Annotated in this window: 20 protein-coding genes; 14 read left to right on the top strand and 6 right to left on the bottom strand. The window is 63.5% G+C overall.

The annotated features are described in order from the left end of the window. The first annotated feature begins 66 nt into the window (after positions 1–66). From ASD64_RS01065 to ASD64_RS01035, 7 genes are all read left to right on the top strand, one after another. Positions 67–651: a cupin domain-containing protein gene (locus ASD64_RS01065; RefSeq protein ID WP_056099330.1), complete on the top strand. Its 585-nt coding sequence runs from the start codon at positions 67–69 to the stop codon at positions 649–651. Between the two features lie 155 nt (positions 652–806). Further along, a complete protein-coding gene (locus tag ASD64_RS01060) occupies positions 807–2024 on the top strand; it encodes an acyl-CoA dehydrogenase (RefSeq protein WP_056100166.1) in 1218 nt (405 codons plus the stop codon). 80 nt (positions 2025–2104) lie between these two features. After that, positions 2105–3496, top strand: a complete 1392-nt coding sequence (locus ASD64_RS01055; protein ID WP_056099327.1) for an aspartate aminotransferase family protein — start codon at positions 2105–2107, stop codon at positions 3494–3496. Between the two features lie 58 nt (positions 3497–3554). Beyond that, positions 3555–4604, top strand: coding sequence for an ABC transporter substrate-binding protein (locus tag ASD64_RS01050; RefSeq protein WP_056099324.1), 1050 nt, complete (start codon positions 3555–3557; stop codon positions 4602–4604). A 255-nt stretch (positions 4605–4859) separates the two neighbouring features. Further along, a complete protein-coding gene (locus tag ASD64_RS01045; RefSeq protein WP_056099321.1) occupies positions 4860–5942 on the top strand; it encodes an ABC transporter ATP-binding protein in 1083 nt (360 codons plus the stop codon). Then, positions 5939–7117 (top strand): ABC transporter permease, encoded by a 1179-nt coding sequence (locus ASD64_RS01040; RefSeq protein ID WP_056099319.1) that lies wholly within the window; start codon positions 5939–5941, stop codon positions 7115–7117. Before ASD64_RS01045 ends, ASD64_RS01040 begins: the two co-directional genes overlap by 4 nt. Continuing rightward, a complete protein-coding gene (locus tag ASD64_RS01035) occupies positions 7117–7911 on the top strand; it encodes an ABC transporter permease (protein ID WP_056099316.1) in 795 nt (264 codons plus the stop codon). The genes ASD64_RS01040 and ASD64_RS01035 overlap by 1 nt, the downstream gene beginning before the upstream one ends. Before the next feature lie 15 nt (positions 7912–7926). Here the strand turns inward: ASD64_RS01035 and ASD64_RS01030 are convergent, their stop codons facing one another. The 4 genes from ASD64_RS01030 to ASD64_RS01020 all read right to left on the bottom strand — a co-directional run bounded on the left by ASD64_RS01030 (position 7927) and on the right by ASD64_RS01020 (position 13100). Then, the gene (locus ASD64_RS01030; RefSeq protein ID WP_056099312.1) at positions 7927–8643 is read right to left on the bottom strand and encodes a helix-turn-helix transcriptional regulator; all 717 of its coding nucleotides are present in this window, start codon (positions 8641–8643) and stop codon (positions 7927–7929) included. Between the two features lie 111 nt (positions 8644–8754). Next, positions 8755–8928 carry a hypothetical protein gene (locus tag ASD64_RS21310; RefSeq protein ID WP_200957770.1) on the bottom strand — a complete coding sequence of 58 codons (174 nt, stop codon included), beginning with the start codon at positions 8926–8928 and terminating at the stop codon, positions 8755–8757. A 126-nt stretch (positions 8929–9054) separates the two neighbouring features. Further along, positions 9055–10821: an SLC13 family permease gene (locus tag ASD64_RS01025; protein WP_056100163.1), complete on the bottom strand. Its 1767-nt coding sequence runs from the start codon at positions 10819–10821 to the stop codon at positions 9055–9057. 371 nt (positions 10822–11192) lie between these two features. Further along, complete coding sequence (locus tag ASD64_RS01020; protein ID WP_056099309.1) at positions 11193–13100, bottom strand: propionyl-CoA synthetase; 1908 nt, start codon at positions 13098–13100, stop codon at positions 11193–11195. A 155-nt stretch (positions 13101–13255) separates the two neighbouring features. On the opposite strand from ASD64_RS01020, the gene ASD64_RS21305 reads away from it, so the two are divergent. Next, positions 13256–13417: a hypothetical protein gene (locus ASD64_RS21305; protein WP_200957769.1), complete on the top strand. Its 162-nt coding sequence runs from the start codon at positions 13256–13258 to the stop codon at positions 13415–13417. Positions 13418–13435: 18 nt separating this feature from the next. Here ASD64_RS21305 and ASD64_RS01015 read toward each other — a convergent pair whose 3' ends face one another. Beyond that, on the bottom strand, positions 13436–14191 hold the full coding sequence (locus tag ASD64_RS01015; RefSeq protein WP_056099306.1) for a sulfite exporter TauE/SafE family protein: 756 nt from the start codon (positions 14189–14191) through the stop codon (positions 13436–13438). A 353-nt stretch (positions 14192–14544) separates the two neighbouring features. Between ASD64_RS01015 and rplS the strand changes: the two genes are divergently transcribed. The 3 genes from rplS (at position 14545) to ASD64_RS01000 (ending at position 17049) form a co-directional block, all read left to right on the top strand. Beyond that, positions 14545–15105, top strand: coding sequence for a 50S ribosomal protein L19 (gene rplS, locus ASD64_RS01010; RefSeq protein ID WP_056099304.1), 561 nt, complete (start codon positions 14545–14547; stop codon positions 15103–15105). Between the two features lie 183 nt (positions 15106–15288). Continuing rightward, complete coding sequence (locus ASD64_RS01005; protein ID WP_056099301.1) at positions 15289–16086, top strand: transporter substrate-binding domain-containing protein; 798 nt, start codon at positions 15289–15291, stop codon at positions 16084–16086. A gap of 72 nt (positions 16087–16158) precedes the next feature. Continuing rightward, complete coding sequence (locus tag ASD64_RS01000) at positions 16159–17049, top strand: amino acid ABC transporter permease (RefSeq protein WP_082549803.1); 891 nt, start codon at positions 16159–16161, stop codon at positions 17047–17049. 3 nt (positions 17050–17052) lie between these two features. Here ASD64_RS01000 and ASD64_RS00995 read toward each other — a convergent pair whose 3' ends face one another. Further along, the gene (locus ASD64_RS00995) at positions 17053–17766 is read right to left on the bottom strand and encodes a hypothetical protein (protein ID WP_056099299.1); all 714 of its coding nucleotides are present in this window, start codon (positions 17764–17766) and stop codon (positions 17053–17055) included. 251 nt (positions 17767–18017) lie between these two features. Between ASD64_RS00995 and ASD64_RS00990 the strand changes: the two genes are divergently transcribed. The 3 genes from ASD64_RS00990 to leuC all read left to right on the top strand — a co-directional run bounded on the left by ASD64_RS00990 (position 18018) and on the right by leuC (position 21309). Beyond that, on the top strand, positions 18018–18575 hold the full coding sequence (locus ASD64_RS00990; protein WP_056099296.1) for a MarR family winged helix-turn-helix transcriptional regulator: 558 nt from the start codon (positions 18018–18020) through the stop codon (positions 18573–18575). A gap of 1111 nt (positions 18576–19686) precedes the next feature. Next, entirely contained in the window at positions 19687–19815 is a 129-nt protein-coding gene (locus ASD64_RS21775) for a hypothetical protein (protein ID WP_274533312.1), read from the top strand. 69 nt (positions 19816–19884) lie between these two features. After that, a complete protein-coding gene (gene leuC / locus ASD64_RS00985) occupies positions 19885–21309 on the top strand; it encodes a 3-isopropylmalate dehydratase large subunit (RefSeq protein ID WP_056099292.1) in 1425 nt (474 codons plus the stop codon). Positions 21310–21421 lie beyond the last annotated feature (112 nt).

Genomic DNA, 21421 nt, shown 5'->3' with positions numbered 1-21421 from the left:
CTTGGCGCAAGGTGTCAGATATTTTGCGCAGAATTCGATCAGCTGCATGAGCTTTGAAAAAACTGCATGGCCGATAGTTTCGACGTTGGGGCGCGCCTCAAGGCACTGAGAATGGGCGCGGAACTTTCCCAGCGCGAGCTTGCCGCCCGGGCCAATGTCCCGCATGCGCAGATTTCGATCATCGAGAAGAACAAGTCGAGCCCGTCGATCGCCACGCTACGCAAGATACTGGGCGGGCTCGACGTTTCCATGTCGGATTTCTTCGAGGACGACCAGCGCAAGAAGTTCGGGCCGTTCTTCGGCGTCGACGACCTCAAGGACCTCACCTCGCGCGTTACGGCGCGGGCCATAGACAAAGGCGAGGGGCGGCTGACCCTGCGCCAGGTCGGCGATGCCCGCGCCTACAATCTGCAGATCCTGCACGAGGTCTACGAGCCGGGAGCCGACACCGGCGAAGCCATGCTCGAGCATTTCTCGACCGAAGGCGGCTATGTCGTGGAAGGAGAACTGGAACTGACGGTGGGCGACGAGATCAGGGTGTTGAAGGCGGGCGAATCCTATCTGTTCGACAGCCGGGTGCCGCATCGGTTCCGCAATCCGTCGTCCGGGCTCACCATCGTCATTTCGGCCTGCACGCCGCCCTATCTTTGAGGAAATGGCGCTCAATATATTGAGCGGAACGTTGCGCGGAATTTTGAACGATGCTAACACCCATCGCAGGGATATGATGACCATTGGAGGAGCCGATCCCGAGCGGGATGCGGCTTGCTCCGACACCCCTCGCGGCAGCTCAGGAGGCAACTGCATTGACCGCTGAACACGGCAAGAAAACTTCACACACCGCAGCTTTCGTTTGGGATGACCCCTTCCTGTTCGAGGATCAACTCACGGAAGACGAGCGCATGGTGCGCGATGCGGCTGCCGCCTTCGCGGCCGACAAGCTCGCTCCCCGCATCGAAGACGCCTACATGAACGAGACGACCGATCCGGCCATTTTCCGCGAGATGGGCGATGCCGGCCTGCTCGGCATCACTGTCCCCGAAGAATATGGCGGGCTGGGCGCCGGCTACGTCACCTACGGGCTGGTGGCGCGCGAGGTCGAACGCGTCGATAGCGGCTACCGTTCGATGATGAGCGTGCAGTCGTCCTTGGTGATGTACCCGATCCATGCCTACGGTTCGGAAGAGCAGCGCAAGAAGTATTTGCCGAAGCTCGCTTCGGGCGAATGGATCGGCTGTTTCGGCCTCACCGAACCGGATGCCGGTTCCGATCCGGGCGGCATGAAGACCCGCGCCGAAAAGACCGCGAACGGCTACCGGCTCAATGGCTCGAAGATGTGGATTTCCAACGCGCCGATCGCCGATGTCTTCGTCGTCTGGGGCAAGCTGAAGGGCGAGGACGGCAAGGACGCCATTCGCGGCTTCGTGCTGGACAAGGGCACCAAGGGTCTGTCGGCGCCGAAGATCGGCGGCAAGCTGTCGCTGCGGGCCTCGATCACCGGCGAGATCGTGCTCGACAATGTCGAAGTCGGAGAAGACGCGCTGCTGCCCAATGTGTCCGGCCTCAAGGGACCGTTCGGCTGCCTCAACCGGGCCCGCTACGGCATCTCGTGGGGGGTGCTGGGAGCGGCGGAGGATTGCTGGCACCGGGCGCGCCAATACGGTCTCGACCGCAAGCAGTTCGGCAAGCCGCTCGCCGCCACCCAGCTTTTCCAGAAGAAGCTCGCCGACATGCAGACCGAGATTTCGCTCGGCCTGCAGGGTTCATTGCGCGTCGGCCGCCTGATGGACGAAGGCAAGATGGCGCCGGAAATGATCTCGATCGTCAAGCGCAACAATTGCGGCAAGGCGCTCGACATCGCCCGCCAGGCCCGCGACATGCACGGCGGCAACGGCATCCAGATCGGCTACCACGTCATGCGCCACGCGCAGAACCTGGAGACCGTCAACACCTATGAGGGCGCCCACGACGTCCACGCCCTGATCCTCGGCCGTGCCCAGACCGGCATCCAGGCCTTTTTCTGAACCGCCACCCCAAGACCTGCCCCGGCTGTCCGCAGCCGGGAAACATAACAGCTGGCCAATTATCTGACTGGAACGAAACCATGAGCACCAAGCCCAATTCGATCGAAGCGCGCGACATCGCCTATCACCTGCATCCCTACACCAACGCCCGCAAGCACCAGCAGGTCGGGCCGCTGGTCATCGAAAGCGGCGAGGGCGTCTACGTCACCGACAACAACGGCAAGCGCTATATCGAGGGCATGGCCGGCTTGTGGAGCGTCGGGCTGGGCTTCGGCGAAAAGCGCCTCGTCGATGCCGCCACGCGGCAGATGACGAAGCTGCCTTTCTACCACACCTTCACGCACAAATCGCACGGCCCCGCCGTGGAACTGGCTGAGAAGCTGGTGACGATGGCGCCGGTGCCGATGAGCAAGGCGTTCTTCACCAATTCCGGCTCCGAGGCCAACGATACGGCCATGAAGCTGATCTGGTATCGCTCCAATGCGCTCGGCCAGCCTGAGCGCAAGAAGATCATCAGCCGCATGCGCGCCTATCATGGCGTCACCATCGCTTCGGCCAGCCTGACCGGCCTGCCCAACAACCATCGTTCGTTCGACCTGCCGCTGCAGGGCATCCTGCACACCGCCAGCCCGCACCACTGGCGCGATGCACAGCCGGGCGAAAGCGAGGAAGCCTTCGCGACCCGCCTTGCCGGCGAACTGGAAGCCCTGATCCTTGCCGAAGGGCCCGAAACCATCGCCGCCTTCTTCGGCGAGCCGGTCATGGGGGCCGGCGGTGTCGTGGTGCCGCCGCGCACCTATTGGGCCAAGATCCAGGCGGTGCTCAACAAGTACGACATCCTGCTGGTGGCCGACGAGGTCATCTGCGGCTTCGGCCGCACCGGCAGCATGTTCGGCTGCCAGACCTACGACATCAAGCCCGACATCATGGTGATGTCCAAGCAGTTGTCGTCGTCCTACCTGCCGATCTCGGCGCTGATGGCCAACGACCGCGTGCTGGATCCGATCCTCGACGAAAGCGACCGCATCGGTACGCTCGGCCACGGCTTCACCGCCGGCGGCCATCCGGTGGCGGCTGCGGTTGCGCTGGAGACGATCAAGATCATCGAGGAGCGCAATCTCGTGGCCCATGCCGCCGAGATGGGCGAATTGCTGCGCGAGGGCCTGCGCAGGCTGGAAAGCCATCCGCTGGTCGGCGAGGTCCGCGGCGTCGGCCTCATCGCCGCTATCGAACTGGTGGTCGACAAGGCGGCCAAGACCGCACTCGAGGCCCCCGGCGCGCTGGGCGGCCTGTTCAATGCCGAGCTTCAGGAGCAAGGCATCATCTGTCGCAACATGGGCGATGCGGTCGCGCTCTGCCCGCCGCTGATCATCCAGCCGAACGAGGTCCGGTCGATCCTCGACAAATTCGCCAGTGCCCTTGACACGGTTTCGCGCAAGATTTTCGATGGCGCGACCGAGAAAGTGGCCTGACGTCCGTCATCCGGCAGGGCCGGATTCTCGCAACGATAGATAAAGGGGAAAGCAGAAAATGCGCAAACGGGTTGGAATTCTCACAATGGGCGGCCTGCTGGCCGTTGGCCTTGGCATGGCGATGCCGGCTGCTGCCCGCGACCTGACGGTCGTTTCGTGGGGCGGTAACTATCAGGACGCGCAGCGCGAGATCTTCTTCAAGCCCTATGCCGAAAAGACCGGCAAGCCGCTGCTCGACGAATCCTGGGACGGCGGCATCGGCGTCCTGCAGGCCAAGGTGAAGGCCGGCAATCCGAACTGGGATGCGGTGCAGGTCGAGGTCGAGGAACTGGCGCTGGGTTGCGCCGACGGCCTTTATGAGACGATCGACTGGAGCAAGCTTCCCGACAAGGGCAAGTTCATTCCCACGGCGGTTGGTGATTGCGGCGTGGGCGCCATCGTCTGGTCCACCGCGATTGCCTATGACAGCGACAAGATCGCCGATGGCCCGAAGTCGTGGGCCGACTTCTGGGACGTGCAGAAATTCCCCGGCAAGCGCTCGCTGCGCAAGGGCCCGAAATACACGCTGGAATTCGCGCTGATGGCAGACGGCGTCGCGCCGGCGGAAGTCTATGATGTGCTGGCCACGCCGGAAGGCGTCGACCGTGCCTTCAAGAAGCTCGACGAGCTGAAGGCCAACATCGTGTGGTGGGAAAGCGGCGCCCAGCCGCTGCAGTTCCTTGCCTCCGGCGAAGTGGCGATGGCGTCGGCCTATAATGGCCGCATCACCGGCATCAACCGCACCGAAAACCGTCACTTCAAGGTGGTGTGGCCGGGTTCGATCTACGCCGTCGACAGCTGGGTCATCCTGAAGGATGCCGAGAACAAGGACGCGGCGCTCGACTTCATCGCCTTCGCCAGCCAGCCCGAGAACCAGGCCAAGCTGCCGGGCTATGTCGCCTATGGTCTGACCAACACGGATGCAGCCGGGTTGGTGCCGGCCGAATTCAAGGCCGACCTGCCGACCGAACCGGCCAACATGGAACAGGCCCTGTCGCTCGACGTCGATTTCTGGATCGACAATTCGGAAGCCCTGACCCAGCGCTTCAACGCATGGCTTGCCCAGTAAGCGCGTTGGCCCGAACGTCGCTGGACGTTCGTCTTTGACAGAAGGTGCGGGATTTTCCGACCCCGCACTTTCGCTTCCCAATCCGAAACCGCCTGCCTAATGCATGTCGCCCGAAAGTGGGAACCGGTTTCGGGACAACGGCATGCATGGAACAAATACTTAAAGCGCGACCGGCGAATCAGTAATATCGCGACGCGTTTCAGCAGGCACAGAGCATGAAGATCATGCTCGATCATAGAGGTGGTGTGGTCGCCCTTGGCTCAGTCCAACATCCGTTTTGAACAGGTCAACAAGTCGTTCGGCACGCTGCGTGTCGTCGATGATCTCAACCTCACCATCGACCAGGGCGAGTTCCTCAGCCTGCTCGGACCTTCCGGCTCGGGCAAGACCACCATCCTGATGATGCTGGCGGGGTTCGAGTCACCGACCAGCGGCACGATCTCGCTGGGTTCGCAACGCATCGACCAGTTGCCGCCGTACAAGCGCAACATGGGCGTGGTGTTCCAGAATTACGCACTGTTCCCGCATATGGATGTCGCCGCCAACGTGGCGTTCCCGTTGGAAATGCGCGGCATCGCCAAGGCGGATATCGCCGAGAAGGTGACGCGGGCGCTCGACATGGTCCAACTCGGCACCTTGAAGGACAGGCGGCCCTCGCAATTGTCCGGCGGCCAGCAGCAGCGGGTCGCCCTGGCGCGTGCGCTGGTTTTCGAACCGTCGGTGGTGTTGATGGACGAGCCGCTCGGCGCGCTCGACAAGCAGTTGCGCGAACAGATGCAACTCGACATCCGTGCCCTGCACAGGCGGCTCGGCCTCACCATCGTCTTCGTCACCCACGACCAGTCGGAAGCGCTCACCATGTCCGATCGGATCGCCGTGTTCAACCGCGGCAGGATCGAGCAGATCGGCAGCCCGCGCGAGATCTACGACCAGCCGCATTCGCGCTTCGTGGCGCAGTTCATCGGCGAGACCAACCTGGTCGAAGGCACGCTGGCGGAAAACGGCCAGTCCGGGGCGACGGTGGCGTTGCCCGGCGGCGGGACGATCCGCGTGCAGCCGTCAGGCGCCCCGCAGCAATCACAGAAGATCCTCGTCTCCGTGCGCCCCGAGCGCATCCGTCTCGACAAGGGCGGCAAGACCGACAACAGCTATTCGGCGACAATTACTGATGCCGTCTATCACGGCGATCATCTCCGCATTCAGCTTGACGGCGATGCCTTCGGCTTCATCGTCAAGGCCGATCGCAGTCGGGCCGACCGCAGCCGGGCCGAATGGTCCCCTGGCGATCGCGTCACCGTTTCGTTCTCGGCTTCCGACTGCTGGATGCTGCCGGCATGAGCGAGGCAACCGCCCGGACTAGGCTCGGCGCGCTTGGGCTGGTTGCGCCGCTGGTGCTTTTTCTGGCGCTGTTTTTTGCCTGGCCGCTTGTCTCGGTGTTGAAGGAATCGGTTTCCGATCCTGTCGGGTTACGCGCCTTTCCGGCAACCGCCGAGGCGGCGCTGGGCTGGGACCGGCAGTCCGAGCCGCCCATCGCGATGAAGCAGGCATTCGTGGAGGATTTGCGCGCTATCGATGACCAGCAATTGCTGGGCGATGCCGTGCGGCGGCTGAACAGCGCCCAGAACGGCTTTCGCACGCTGATGAGCAAGACCGTGCGGGCGGCACAGGAGCAGAGCGGTCCGCTCGACCTTGTCGCGGTCGACAAGAGGTGGGCCGATGTGCGCTTCTGGCGCGCGGTTGCCAACTCCACCTATCCCTATACGGACCGCAACCTGCTCGCTGCCCTCGACTACCAGCGCGATGCGGCGGGCAAGGTGGTGGCATTGCCGGCCGAGGCGTCGGCCAATACGGCGATCCTGATCCGCACGCTGTGGATCGGTGCGGTGGTCACGATTGCCTGCGCCCTGATCGGACTGCCCTACGCCATGCTGGCGGCGTCGCTCACCGGCTGGAAGCGGCAATTGCTGCTCGGCGCCGTGTTGCTGCCCTTGTGGACATCGCTTCTGGTGCGCACCGCCGCCTGGTTCATCCTGCTGCAGGAAAAGGGCCTCATCAACGATACGCTGATCGGCCTCGGCCTGATCGACGGCCCGTTGCCACTGATCTTCAACCGCCTTGGCGTCGTCATCGCCATGACGCATGTGCTGTTGCCGTTCATGGTGCTGCCGATCTATTCGGTTCTGCTTGCCATACCGAAGAACCTGATGCCGGCGGCGGCATCGCTCGGCGCGCCGCCGTGGCGGGCGTTCCTGCGGGTTTTGTTGCCGCTCAGCCTGCGCGGCGTTGTTTCCGGCTCGCTGCTCGTGTTCATGACGGCCATCGGCTACTACATCACGCCCGCCCTGATCGGCGGGGCGCAAGACCAGATGATCTCGTCGGTCATCGCCTTCTACGCCCTCGGCTCGGCCAACTGGGGCATGGCGGGGGCGCTCGGCGCCATCCTGCTGGTGGCGACGCTGGCGCTCTATGCCGTCTACGGACGCCTGTCGTCAGATCGCGCGGGAAGCCTGTGATGCGGCTCATCGATGTCGCCCGGCTGCTGTTCGGCGTGTTCGCGGTGCTCTTTCTCATCGCGCCGCTGATCGCGATCCTGCCGCTTGCCTTCACCTCCAGCATCTTCCTCACCTACCCGATCCCGGACTATTCGCTGCGCTGGTTCCGCGAGCTTGCGGTAGCCGACGCGTGGCGGTTGTCGATCGTCAACAGCCTGATCGTCGGCACCGGCACCACGATCCTGGCCGGCGTGCTGGGAACCATGGCAGCGCTCGGCCTGCGCAATAGCGGCCTCATCCTGCCCGGCCTGTTCAGGACGGCCTTCCTCTTGCCCATGGTGGTGCCGGCGGTGGTGCTGGGCGTCGGCATGCAGGTGTTCTTCGTCCAGATCGGCTTTGCCAACAGCTATGCCGGGGTCATCTGCGCGCACACGGTGGTCGCCGTCCCCTTCGTGGTGGTCAGTGTCTCGGCCTCGCTGGCGGGCATCGACCGGCGCGTCGAGCGCGCCGCGCTCAGCCTCGGCGCTTCGCCGCTGACGGTGTTCCGGCGCGTGACCTTGCCGCTCGCCTTGCCGGGCATCCTGTCCGGCGCGGTATTCGCCTTCGCGACATCGCTCGACGAAGTGGTGCTGACGCTGTTCGTGGCCGGCCCCAACCAGCGCACGCTGGCCAGGCAGATGTTTTCCACCATCCGCGAGAACATCAGCCCGGCCATTGCCGCCGCCGCCTTCCTGTTCATCGTCGGGACGCTGTTGGTGGCGGCAATCGCTTTGCTGATCCGCAGCAGGTCTACGCAGCCCAAGACGCCTGCTTAGACAACGCCGACGAATTCACATGCCGCGTGCGGACGGGCCCATGCCGTAGGATTCGCTGCGCTCGACGGCGCGATAGAAGTCGGCCAACTGCTTGCCGCGTTCAGGCTTGAACACCCTGTCGGCTTTCACCACCGAGGCGATGCGGTCGATGCGGAAGGCACGGAAATCGTTGCGCATCTCGCACCAGGCGACCAGCGTCCACACCTTGCCCCAGAACCACAGGCCGAGCGGGCGGACATCGCGGTCCGTCGAGCGGCCGGCCTCGTCGCAATAGTCGATGGTCAGCACCTGTCGCTTTTCGACGGCGCGTTCGATGATGTCGATGGCCTCGCGGGCGCTGTCGCTCACCACCCACATCGGCGTGTGGATTTCCGTCCTGGCGATGCGCTCGCGCTCGCTGTCGGGCAGCACCGCGCCGATCTTGACCAGCGCCTCGTCGGCGGCGCGGGCCATCGCAGCCCCGCCGAAGGCGCGCACCATGCGCGCACCGGCGACCAGCGCCACGATCTCGTCACGCGTGAACATCAGCGGCGGAAGGTCGAAACCCTCCCTCATCATGTAGCCGACGCCGGCCTCTCCATCGATCGGCACGCCAGTCGATTGCAGGTCGGCAATGTCGCGATAGATGGTCCGTTCGGAAACCTCCAGCCAGGTGCCGAGCTTCTGCGCGGTCACCAGCCGGCCGCCGCGCAGATGCTGGACGATCTGGAAAAGCCTGTCGGCGCGACGCATGGTGTCCCTCGTTTCCTTTGGCGCGACCTCCGTTGTCGCACGAGGCTCCTGACAACATCATGTCAGGAGATGCGTTCAATCTGGGGCAGGGCGCGGCAATATCCAAGACCTTCAAGAGAAATTCGGCCGATTGCCCTCGCCGCGATGCATGTCCGGCCAGCCGATGTCGGCGCGGATTTCGGGCGGCAGCGAGTTCATGAAACGCTCGGTGCGAATCTCGTTGCGGATGGTGCGGACCTTGCCGGCATAGTGCTTCATCGTGGTGACAATGCTCAAACGGGTCATGACGGCGCTCCTCTCGATTTGATGAAAGGCATCATCGCACAGGCCTGCTGACAGCAGTCTGTCAGGACATCTTTTTGCCGGGCATGATTCTTTCCGAAAACCGGCATTGTCTTTCGGGGTTATGCTCTATCTGAGCGGCCACACCATCATCAGCATCGGCACGGCGACGAGGATCACCAGCAGCGACAACGGCAGGCCAAGCCGCGGATAATCGGAAAAGCGGTAGCCGCCCGGACCCATCACCAGCGTATTGCACTGGTGGCCGATCGGGGTCAGGAAATCGCAACCGGCGCCGATCGCCACCGCCATGAGGAACGCTTCCGGCTGATAGCCGAGCGTGGTGGCGAAGCCCGAGGCAATCGGCGCCATCACCAGCACGGTCGCCGCATTGTTGAGAAACGGCGTCACCATCATCGCCGCGATGAGGATCAACGCCAGCGCGCCGTAACCCGGCAGCACCTGGCCGAAGCCGGCCAGCAGCGTGGCGATCAGCTCGGTGGCGCCGGTGGTGCGCAGCGAATCGCTGACGGGTATAAGCGCCGCCAGCATGACCAGGATCGGCCCGTCCAGCGCGTTGTAGACGTCGCGCACCGGAATGACGCGGGTCAGCACCATCATAACGGCGGCGCCGAAGAACGCGACCGTCACCGGCAGGATGCCGATCGCCGTCGAGCCCATGGCGGCGACAAGGATCAGCAGCGGCACGATGCCGTTCCTGACATTGCCCAGCAGCAAGGGCCGCTCGGCCAGCGGCAACAGTCCGAAATCGCGCAGGAACTGCGGCAGTCCCTTGCGCTCGCCCTGGATCACCAAGACGTCGCCGAAGCGCAGCGTGATCGTTCCCAGCCGCTGGTCCAGCCGTTCGCCGCTGCGGCTCACCGCCAGCAGGTTGATGTTGAAGCGGTCGTAAAGCAGCAGGTGCTTCGCCGACCAGCCGATCAGGCTCGAGCGCTCGGTGACGACGGCCTCGACCGCCACGGTCTCGGCGTTGCTGTCGGGCGCGCGCTCGTCGCCGAGCTTGAGCTTGGCCTGCGCCACCAGCCTGTCCAGCGCGTCCGGGCTGCCTTCGATCAGCAATATGTCGCCGGCCCGCAAGATGGCATCGGGCAAGGGGGCGATGCGCAAGCCGCCGCCGCGCAGGATCGAGGTGATGACCGCTTCGCCGGCCGAAACCTTCAGCAGATTGGCCAGCGGCTTGTCGACCACGGTCGAATCCTGCGTCACCCTTGCCTCGGCCGAATAGTCCTTGATCGCCACCGCTTCCTGCAGCGAGGGGTCCTGCCGCTCGCGTTGCGGCACCAGCCAGTAGAACAGGGTCAGGAAAACACACCCGGCAACCGTCAGCGCCAGCCCGACGGGGGTGAAGTCGAACATCGAGAACGGCGTGCCGGTCAGTTCTTCGCGCAAGCGCGACACCACGATGTTGGGCGAGGTGCCGATCTGCGTCATCAACCCGCCAAGCAGCGAGGCAAATGCCATCGGCATCAGGAAAGTGGATGGCGAGACGTTGGTGCGCCGCGCGAACTGGAAGGCGATGGGGATCATGATCGCCAGTGCGCCGATGTTCTTGACGAAGGCCGACAGCACGGCAACGGTTATCACCAGCAAGGCGATCTGGGCGCGGACCGAACTCAAGCTCGGCGCGAAACGCTGGATGGCGAATTCCATGATGCCGCTGCGCGCCACGCCGGCGCTGACCAGAAGCGCGCTGCCGACGATGATGACGATGTCGTCGCTGAAACCCGAGAACGCCTTGTCGAACGGAACGATGCCGACCGCCACCGCCAGCAGCAGGGAGCCGACCGCGACGAGATCGTAGCGCACGCGGCCCCACACGAAGGCCCCCATCATCAGCGCGATCACGGCGAAGGAAAGGATCTGGGGCAGTGTCAGCATGAAACTCCCGTGCGGGACTTAAGAAACATCGCCGCCACTGTTTGGTTGCAGACGGCAATGGGAATCAGGCTGGGGCTTTTACGGCATCGCGCAGCCGCTGTTTAGCGAAAGATGAAATTCTCCCGACTCAATCTTCGCCCGGCGTTCAGATCAGGGCGAGCTTAAAAAGGCGGCTTTCGAGAACCGAAGCGCAATCTGCTTGAAGGTACATGGGCACCGGAAGCGCGGAGAGCCGCCGTTCGCGGCCACCATCGCCTGAATCCTTCTAATGCATGTCGCCCGAGAGTGGGAACCGGCTTCGGGATAACGACATGCATAAAAACAAACGCTTTGAGCGCGCCAGCGAATCTGAAAGATCGCGACGCGCTCTAGACGCCGATGCCGCGCGCTTTCAGCGCCTCGGTAATCTCGTCGAGGATGGCTGGATCGTCGATGGTGGCCGGCATTTTCCATTCTTCCTTGTCGGCGATCTTCTGCATGGTGCCGCGCAGCACCTTGCCCGAGCGGGTCTTGGGCAGGCGCTTGATGGTCACCACCGTCTTGAAGGCGGCGACCGGGCCGATGCGGTCGCGCACCAGCGCAATCGCCTCTTTTTCGATTGCCGCGAGGTCGCGCGTCACCCCGGCATTGAGCACGACGAGGCCAAGCGGGGTCTGCCCCTTCATGGCGTCGGCGATGCCGATGACCGCACATTCGGCAACGTCGGGATGTTCGGCCAGCACTTCTTCCATCGCCCCGGTCGACAACCGATGGCCGGCAACGTTGATGATGTCGTCGGTGCGCGCCATCACGAACAGGTAGCCGTCGTCGTCGAGAATGCCGGCATCGGCGGTCTTGTAGTAGCCGGGGAACTCGTCGAGATAGGCTTGATGGAAGCGCTTGTCGGCATTCCACAGCGTCGGCAGGCATGCCGGCGGCAGCGGCAATTTCAGCACCACGTTGCCCAGCGTTCCGTTCGGCACCTCGTGGCCGGCGTCGTTCAGGATACGGATGTCGTAGCCCGGCATCGGCACGCCGGGCGAGCCGTATTTGAGCGGCAACAGGCCGAGGCCGACCGGGTTGTGGGTGATCGGCGCGCCGGTTTCCGTCTGCCACCAGTGGTCGATGACCGGAACGCCAAGTCTTTGTTCCGCCCATTTGATGGTCTCGGGGTCGGCGCGCTCGCCGGCCAGGAACAGGGTGCGGAATTTCGACAGATCGTATTTCGGGACGAATTCGCCCTTGGGGTCCTGGCCCTTGATGGCGCGGAAGGCGGTGGGAGCGGTGAACAGCGCCACCACGCCGTGCTGCTCGATGACGCGCCAGAAGGTGCCTGCATCCGGCGTGCCGACCGGCTTGCCCTCGAACATGACGGTGGTGCAGCCGTGCAGCAGCGGGGCGTAGACGATGTAGGAATGGCCGACGACCCAGCCGACATCGGAAGCCGCCCAGAACACTTCGCCCGGCTCGATGCCGAACTCATTGTACATCGACCATTTCAGCCTGACCATGTGGCCGCCATTGTCGCGGATCACGCCCTTCGGCTGGCCGGTCGTGCCTGACGTATAAAGTACGTAGAGCGGATCGGTGGAGGCAACCGGCACGCAGTCGACATTGGCGCCGGCAGCCTTCTCGCGGGCAACCGCATCGGCGTAGTCGATGTCGCGGCCTTCGGTCATGTCGCAGGCCAGCTGCTCGCGCTGCACGACGATGCAGCGCTCGGGCTTGTGCCTTGCCAGTTCGATGGCCTCGTCGAGCAGGGGTTTGTAGGCGATGGTGCGGTTCGGCTCGAGGCCGCAGGAGGCGGAGATCACCGCCTTCGGCTGGGCGTCCTCGATGCGGGTGGCAAGCTCGCGCGCCGCGAAGCCGCCGAACACCACGGAGTGGATGGCGCCGAGGCGCGCGCAGGCCAGCATGGCGAAGGTCGCTTCGGCGATCATCGGCATGTAGATGATGACGCGGTCGCCCTTGCCGATGCCCTGATTCTTCATCACCGAGGCAAGCGCCACCACTTCGCGCTTCAGTTCGGCATAGGTGAATGTGCGCACCGTTCCGGCAATGGCGCTGTCGTGGATCAGGGCAAGCTGATCGGCCCGCCCGCTTGCCACGTGGCGGTCGACCGCATTGTAGCAGGTGTTGCAGGTGGCTCCGGGAAACCAGCGGCCATAGACGCCGGCATCCGCATCGAAGACTTTATCGAATGGCGTGAACCAGTCGATATCGCCCGCCGCCTCGGCCCAGAACGCATCCGAATCCCGTTTCCAGCCGGCGTAGACCTGATGATAACGCGATGCCATGCCTCTTCCTCCGAGCGGTCCTGTGCCTGAGCCTATCTACGCGCTCCTCCAGGCCATCGTCTATCTGACTTAGGTTTAGAAAATCGGGTTAGATTTGCAGTTCAGGAATTCAGGCAGGCTTTGACACCGCGTTGCGATCCTGTTCAAAGGCAAGCATGACGAAAGTGCTTGCCCTTGTCATCCTTGCCCTGATGATCATCCAACTGATCAAGCCGCTTGGCTGGCCGGGCCTGAAGCGGCGTTCCGATTTCTGGAAGCTGGCGGTGCTGGCGCTGGCGGCGACTTCGGTGGCCGGCATAGCCGGTCATTGGGGTTAACGCCGCCGCGGCCGGACTTCAGCCCTTGACGAAATAGTAGCCGGCAAGCAGCAGGCCGACGGCAATGACGATGCCGCGCACGACCGATTGCGGCACGCGCCTTGCCGTCCACACGCCGGCGTAGCCGCCGACAGCCACGCCCGGAACCATGGCCGCGGCCTGCAGCCAGGCGATGACGCCGCCCGAAACGAAGATGACGATGGCGACGCTGGCGATGATGATCGACAGCATGTTCTTCAGCGCGTTCATGCGGTGGTAGCTGCCGCCTTCCGTCAAGCTCAGCGTGGCCAGCATCATGACGCCCATGCCGGCGCCGAAAAACCCGCCATAGATGGATGTGAAGAACTGCACGATCCGTCCGGTCAGCGAGGGCCTTGCATCGTCCGTGTGGTCATGCGGTGCGGCTGGCCTTAGCCATGGCCCGGCGGCGAACAGCGCGGTTGCCGCAATCAGCAGCCAGGGCACCATGGCGCTGAAGGACTGGTTGTCGAGGGCCAAAAGGGTCAGCGAGCCGATCGAGGCGCCGATCACCGAAATGATCGCGAAGGCGATGGCGCCGCGCCACATGCGGCTGATGTCCTTCCAGTAGGCCAGCGTCGAGGTGATATAGCCTGGCAACTGGGCGATCGAGGAGGTTGCATTGGCCACGATCGGCGGCATGCCGACCAGCGTCAGCGCGCCGAAGGTGAGAAAGGTACCGCCGCCGGCAATGGCGTTGACGATGCCTGACAGAAAACCGGCGATGAAAAGGATGAACACGTCAAGCAGGGTCACGATGAAAACAGCCTGTTATGTCACAAGGGCGGGCGATATGGCGTTCGAATTCGATATGGAAAGGCTAAGACTGACGCGACACCATGGTGTCGGGGAGGCAATGCACTTTTCGTTACGGAAGGGCAAGACGCATAAATTATCCGGGCCGCAGGTGACAAAGCCTTCGCAATGGTGTATCGCCGCGCCCGTACTGGAAGAACAATCTTCCGGACTGGAATAACCCGTCAACATGTGGCGGTGTAGTCGCCCCTGCCGGATGTCCTGGGACGGATGGCATAGCCAAGCGGTCATTTGAACTGCGAGGCGAGAGCAGGGCGCTCTGACTGTCGGAAGAACAAGAAGTGGATAAAACGATGGATCTCATCCGTCAGCTCGAGGCCGAACAGGCCGCCAAGATCGAAGCCAAGCGCAAGCTGCCCGAATTCCAGCCCGGCGACACCGTGCGCGTCAACGTGCGCGTCACCGAAGGCACCCGCACCCGCGTGCAGGCCTATGAGGGCGTCGTCATCGCCCGTTCCGGCGCCGGCTTCCAGGAGAATTTCACCGTCCGCAAGATTTCCTACGGCGAAGGCGTGGAGCGCGTGTTCCCGGTCTATTCGCCGATGGTCGAGGGCGTCGAGATCGTGCGCCGCGGCAAGGTGCGCCGCGCCAAGCTCTATTACCTGCGCGACCGTCGCGGCAAGTCGGCCCGCATCACGGAAAATACCGGCGTGCGCGCCCGCAAGCTGAACGAAGCCGAGCGCGATGCGCTGAACGCCGAGAAGGCGCGCATCGAGGCCGAGAAGATCGCCGCCGCCGAAGCGCTGGCCGCCGAGAAGGCCGCCCAGGAAGCCGCCGAGAAGAAGGCTGCCGATGAGGCCGCAAAGGCAGCGGAAGCCGCTGCCGCCGAGGCCGCCCCCGCAACTGCGGAATAAGCCTCTTAGGCATTTCCATCGGAAAGGCGGCTTCGGCCGCCTTTTTCGTTGCCGCCGCCATCGGCCGGCGACATGCACGGGCCGGTTGAGGAAGGGCCATCTTGCAAGGCGCATCAAGGCGGCTAAAGTCGGCGGGGTTTCATTGCCCTTCCGATTTCGGGAAGGTCATCCTTGGAGTGCGCCATGACCAAGTCCAAGCTCGTTCTTGCCGGCCTGCTGGCCGTGATCCTCGCCCCGGCCGTCGCCTTCGCCCAGACCCTGCCGGACCTGGGCGGCAAGAAGGTCGTGGTCGTCACCGAAAATGCCTATCCGCCCTTGCAGTTCGTCGACCCCAAGACCGGCGAGCAGATGGGCTGGGAATATGATGCGATGAACGAGATCGCCAAGCGGCTGAATTTCCAGGTCGAATACCAGAACGCCTCATGGGACGCGATGATCCAGGCCGTTTCCGACGACCAGTACAATATCGGCATGAACGGCATCACCATTAACGACGAGCGCAAGGCCAAGGTCGATTTCTCCGACCCCTATATGCGCTCGGAGCAGTTCATGCTGGTGCGTTCCGACGAAAGCCGTTTCACCGACGCCGCCACCTTTGGCGCGTTCAAGGATGGCCTCGTCGGCGCGCAGGCCGGTACCACGCCGTTCTACACCGCCGTCTACAGCGTGCTCGACGGCAACGAGCAGAACCCGCGCATCAAGCTGTTCGAGACGTTCGGGGCCAGCGTGCTGGCGCTCATTTCCGGCGATGTCGATGTCGTCTTGACCGACGGCACCGCCGGCAAGGGCTATGTCGAAAACTCCGGCGGCGGGCTGAAGCTGATCGGCGGGCCGCTTGGCACCGAGGATTTCGGCTTCATCTTCCCGAAAGGCTCCGAATTCATCCAACCCGTCAACGCCGCGATCGCGGACCTGAAGAAGGACGGCACGCTCGACGCTTTGACCAAGAAGTGGTTCCTCGACTACAAGCTCGGCGAATGATCTTCGACCCGGCTTGTTTTCATGATGACGATTGATGGCTTTGCATCGGGAATCCGCGCGGGTTCCCGCTAGATGCCGCAACCCCTGAAGCTGCAAAAGCCGGATTTTCCGTGGTGGCTGGTCGCCGCCGCCCTGCTGGCCGCCACTGCCGCCGTCGCGATTGCGGCAAGCGAGCTTTATTCCCAGGTCTTCGCCACCGTCGCCAAAGGCATCGGCATCACCATCTTCGTCACGCTGGTGGCGTTCGTGCTGGCCTCGGCGATGGGGCTCGGCATCGCGCTGATGGCGCTGTCGGGCTCGCGCGTGCTGAGACAGGTCGCGCGCTTCTATGTCGAGATCCTTCGCGGCGTGCCGATGCTGGTGCTTCTGTTCTGGATCGCCTTCGTCGGCGCGCCGGCCTTCGTCGCGGCATGGAACGCCGTCACCTTGCCCTTGCAGGACGCCGGGCTGATCGAGCCGCTTCTGGTGCGCGACGTATCGCTGCTCTGGCGGGCCATCATGGCGCTGACCATAGGTTATTCCGCCTTCATCGCCGAAGTCTTCCGCGCCGGCATCCTGGCGGTCGACGGCGGCCAGGTCGAGGCGGCCAAGGCGCTGGGGCTGACGCCGTTCCAGCGCTTCCGCCTGATCGTCTTACCGCAAGCTGTCCGCACCATCCTGCCGCCGCTCGGCAACGACTTCGTCGCCATGGTCAAGGATTCGTCGCTGGTCTCGGTGCTCGGCGTCGCCGACATCACCCAGATGGCCAAGATCTACGCCTCCGGCTCGTTCCGCTTCTTCGAGACCTATTCGATCGTCGCCTATATCTACCTCATCCTCACCGTCGGGCTTTCGCTTGCGCTGAGGGCACTGGAACAGCGCATGCGGCGCGGCCATGGCGAACGCCGCCTGGATATCGGAGGAACTCCAGACGGCGCATCCTTGGCCGATGGGGGCAAGGCCAAGGAAAAATCCAAGGCCTAGCCGCTATTGCTTCACGATCTTGCCGGGCAGCGACAGGTCGCCGGAGGCGACATCGTGCACGCCGGTCACGCATAGAAGCGGTGTCTTGCCTTCGGCGTTCACCTGCAATTCGGCCGTCACCGCGTCGAAGGAGACGCCCTCGCCGCCTTTCACCGGCACGGTGATCCGCGCCGTCTTGCCCTTCAGGCTGGGCGACATGCCGGGACTGTCCAGTGCCAGCGGCAGCATCGGTGCGGTCGGCGGGAGAAGATCGACACCGGGCGACACGTCCAGCACCTTCAGGCCCGCGCCGCAGCCGTCATCCTTGCCCAGCACCACCCAGTGCGAGTGCCAGTCGGCGCCGTCATTGGCCGGGTCGCCGTCGCCGTTCTCGTCGAACAGCGGCGTGTCGTCGAAGTCGGGATGCGCGGTGATCGCCAGCGCAAGGATGCCCGCCTTTTCGGCAAAGCCGACGGCCGAAGGATCGAAGCCGGTCGGCCAGACATAGGCCGCGACTTTCGCGCCCTGCAGTTTGCCGGTCGCCTCCGGCTTCACCGATCCGGCCTCGCCGGCAACCTCCATCATGAAGGTGGAAAGCCGCCCGTCCGTGGTGGCCGAAGCGGAGGTGATGTCGAATGCGGCGGGCTTGCCCGGGTCGATCGCGCTTTTGATGTCGTGGGCTATGGCCGGCTGGCCAAGAGCCAGCAGCGCCGTCGCCGCGAGAAGGTGGGGTCTCATGCCTGTTTCTCCAATGGTATTGACTCGATACCATATCCGCATAGCAGGCGCTGCGATGCATTGCAATATTGGTAGTGTTACGATACCAATGCATGTCTCCCGAAAGTGGGAACCGGTTTCGAGACAAAGACATGCATGCAAGAGGGCATGTCTCCCGAAAGTGGGAACCGGTTTCGGGACAAGGACATGCATGGAAGAAGGAGCTAAAGCGTGCGAAGCGATGCAGAAAGCCGCGACACGCTTTGACAGCAATGCGCAACGACGGCGAAACCATCGAACTGATCGAGCGGCTGGCGCGGCTGGTCACCAATGAAGGGCATGCGCATGGGCTGAAGCCGGCGCAGTGGGAGGCGTTGCGCTATCTTGCCCGCGCCAACCGCTTCTCGCGCACGCCGGGCGGCCTCACCGCCTATCTCGGCCTCACCAAGGGCACCGTGTCGCAAACGCTGATGTCGCTGGAGCGGGCCGGCCTTGTCGAAAAGACCGCCAATCCGGGCGATGCCCGTTCGGTTCAACTCGGCCTGACCGAAAAGGGCAGGGCGCTGTTGCCGCTCGACGGCATGGCGACGATCCAGAAAGCTTTCGAGGCCTTGCCGCAGCCCTTGCGGGCCACGCTTGGCGATGGCGTCGCGGCGCTGGTTACCTCGGCGCTTGCGGCGCGCTCAGGCCGAGCCTTCGGCATCTGCCACGACTGCCGGCATTTTGCCGCCGATGCGCGCGGACCGGGCCAGCACTATTGCCGGTTGCTGAAGCAGCCGCTGGAAGACGCCGAAGCCGAACAGATCTGCCAGGAGCAGGAAGCGGCGTGAGCGGAGACGACCTGCCGAGCTTTTTCTTCATGATATTGGGGGGTGGAGCAAATGGGAAAGTATGATGCTTGGAGAGATCACTTGGTACAGCAAACAGCTGTCGATGTTGTGATGAGCTTCGATGAGTTGGACGTATTGTCCAATCTACCTGCGTCGGCCCGCAAATATGATTGGTGGTGGGCGAACGAAGATTTGGAAGTCACCGCACACGTTCAGTGCAAATCGTGGCAATCGGCGGGATACGAAGCGTATCCAGATATGAACAATCGAACTGTCACTTTCATGCGAATGCGCACAGGTAGATGACCAAATCGCAGATTGAGGGTTCCTGACGGCACCCGTAGCAGTGGACTGTTCTGAAGCAGTTTCCAGCAATCTCAACCACTTAGCATTTTTCTATCCCCACCCTCCAACCCCCTCTCATACTCCGCCCCAGTTTCTCTCGCGGGAACGCGGTGTCGCGACGGCGCAATCGTGGAGAGAAACCGGCGCCTCGGATGCGGGCTAGCGTGGCTCGCGCCGGGGAGGTTTGGTCTGCCCCCCACGAAGGGACCGGTTGTGTCCTGTGCAGCGTTGAAAGGGGACGCGCTAGGCCGCCGAGCGTCGCCCTCACCTTAGCAGCGGCATCTTCAAGGAGAGCCTGTGAGGGGACACGGCGTGTCGATGAAAGCGGGCGGATTTGAAATCTTAAAACGCCGGACGGGCGGTCGGGTGACCGCACATACCTACTAAAACGAGCGATCTCCTGACCGCCCGTCTTTCCGACCTCTCAACCGAGGTCAGTTCTTTGACAATGGCCAGACGGCTTTAGCCGGGCGTGGCAATGAACAAGCACACCCATCTCTTCGTCATCCTAGGGCGTAGCAGGCCAAAGGCCGTCGCGGAGACCCTAGGATCCATGCCGTTACGAGGCGGCGGTGCGTAAAGGGTGAAGAAGACAACTCTTCATTCTGAACCGCCCCGCGCATCTCAACCCTCACGGCATGGATCCCCGGGTCGCGCCTTTCGCTACGCTCGGGCTTGCCCGAGGATGACGAACGGAAAGGGGCCTTCCATGCAACGAGACATTCCCGCATCCAGCCGGCAATTGCCGAGGGCGGAAAAGATTGATATGAGCGAGGCCATGGAAGAGCTGTTCGGAGACCCGTCCTACAAGGGCTTCGTGCTGCAGGACAAGAAGCGCCTGCCAGCGCGCTTTTTTGCGTGCATTTCGGGCGCGCTCGCCAGCCGGCTTTCCTGAGCCGGTCCGCCTTCGTGCCGGCGTCGCCGGTTTTCGCTTCCACACTTTGAAATCGACGGATTTACGCACATGAGCGCCCCTTCTGAACCCAAATTGCGCACCCTCTACGACAAGATTTTCGACGATCACGTGGTCGACCGGCAGGACGACGGCACTTGCCTGCTCTACATCGACCGCCACCTCGTCCATGAAGTGACCAGCCCGCAGGCGTTCGAAGGCCTGCGCATGACCAACCGCAAGGTGCGCCATCCCGAGCGCACGCTGGCCGTGGTCGATCACAACGTGCCGACCTCGCCGGACCGCGTCAACGGCATCAAGAACGAGGAAAGCCGCATCCAGGTCGAGGCGCTGGCGAAGAACGCCGCCGACTTCGGCGTCGAATATTATTCCGAGAAGGACCGCCGCCAGGGCATCGTCCACATCATCGGGCCGGAGCAGGGTTTCACGCTGCCCGGCATGACCATTGTCTGCGGCGACAGCCACACCTCCACGCACGGCGCGTTCGGCGCGCTGGCGCACGGCATCGGCACGTCGGAAGTCGAGCATGTGCTGGCAACGCAGACGCTGATCCAGCGCAAGGCCAAGAACATGCTGGTGCGGGTCGATGGCCAGTTGCCGGCCGGCGTCACCGCCAAGGACATCATCCTTGCCATCATCGGCGAGATCGGCACCGCCGGCGGCACCGGCTACGTCATCGAATATGCCGGCGAGGCGATCCGCGCGCTGTCGATGGAAGGCCGCATGACGATCTGCAACATGTCGATCGAAGGCGGTGCGCGCGCCGGCCTGATCGCGCCGGACGACACCACCTTCGCCTATGTCAAGGACAAGCCGCGCGCGCCGAAGGGCGCGGCGTGGGACATGGCGCTCGGCTACTGGAAGACGCTCCAGACCGACGAAGGCGCGCATTTCGACAAGGTCGTCGTGCTGGACGCTGCCGCGCTGCCGCCCATTGTCACCTGGGGTTCGTCGCCCGAGGACGTCGCCTCCGTGCTCGGTGCCGTGCCCGATCCGGACCAGATCGCGGACGAGAACAAGCGCAACTCCAAGAAGCGCGCGCTCGAATATATGGGGCTGACCGCCGGCACGAAGATCACCGACATCGAGGTCGATCGCGTCTTCATCGGCTCCTGCACCAATGGTCGCATCGAGGATCTGCGCGCCGTTGCCGCCGTCGCCAAGGGCAAAAAGGTCAACCCGCGCGTCAACGCCATGATCGTGCCGGGCTCGGGTCTGGTGAAGGAACAGGCCGAGGCCGAAGGGCTCGACAAGATCTTCATCGAGGCCGGTTTCGACTGGCGCGAGCCGGGCTGCTCGATGTGCCTGGCCATGAACGACGACCGGCTGAAGCCGCATGAGCGCTGCGCCTCGACCTCGAACCGCAATTTCGAGGGCCGCCAGGGCTTCAAGGGCCGCACGCATCTGGTGTCGCCCGCCATGGCGGCGGCGGCGGCGATCGCCGGCCATTTCGTCGACATCCGCGACTGGCAGTAAGTGGCGAAATTTCCGGGGCCGGATGCTCCGGAAATTTTTACATACAGGAAATATACCGCTCCGACTTAACCCGTTGTTTGGGCTTACGGGCTAAGGCTTTCGCCACGGAACC

Origin of the sequence: Mesorhizobium sp. Root157, from assembly GCF_001427385.1 — a bacterium.
In the GTDB taxonomy this organism is placed as follows: Bacteria; Pseudomonadota; Alphaproteobacteria; order Rhizobiales; family Rhizobiaceae; genus Mesorhizobium.
Note: the sequence above shows the minus strand (reverse complement) of the source record. Positions and strands in the feature narration are given on the sequence as shown.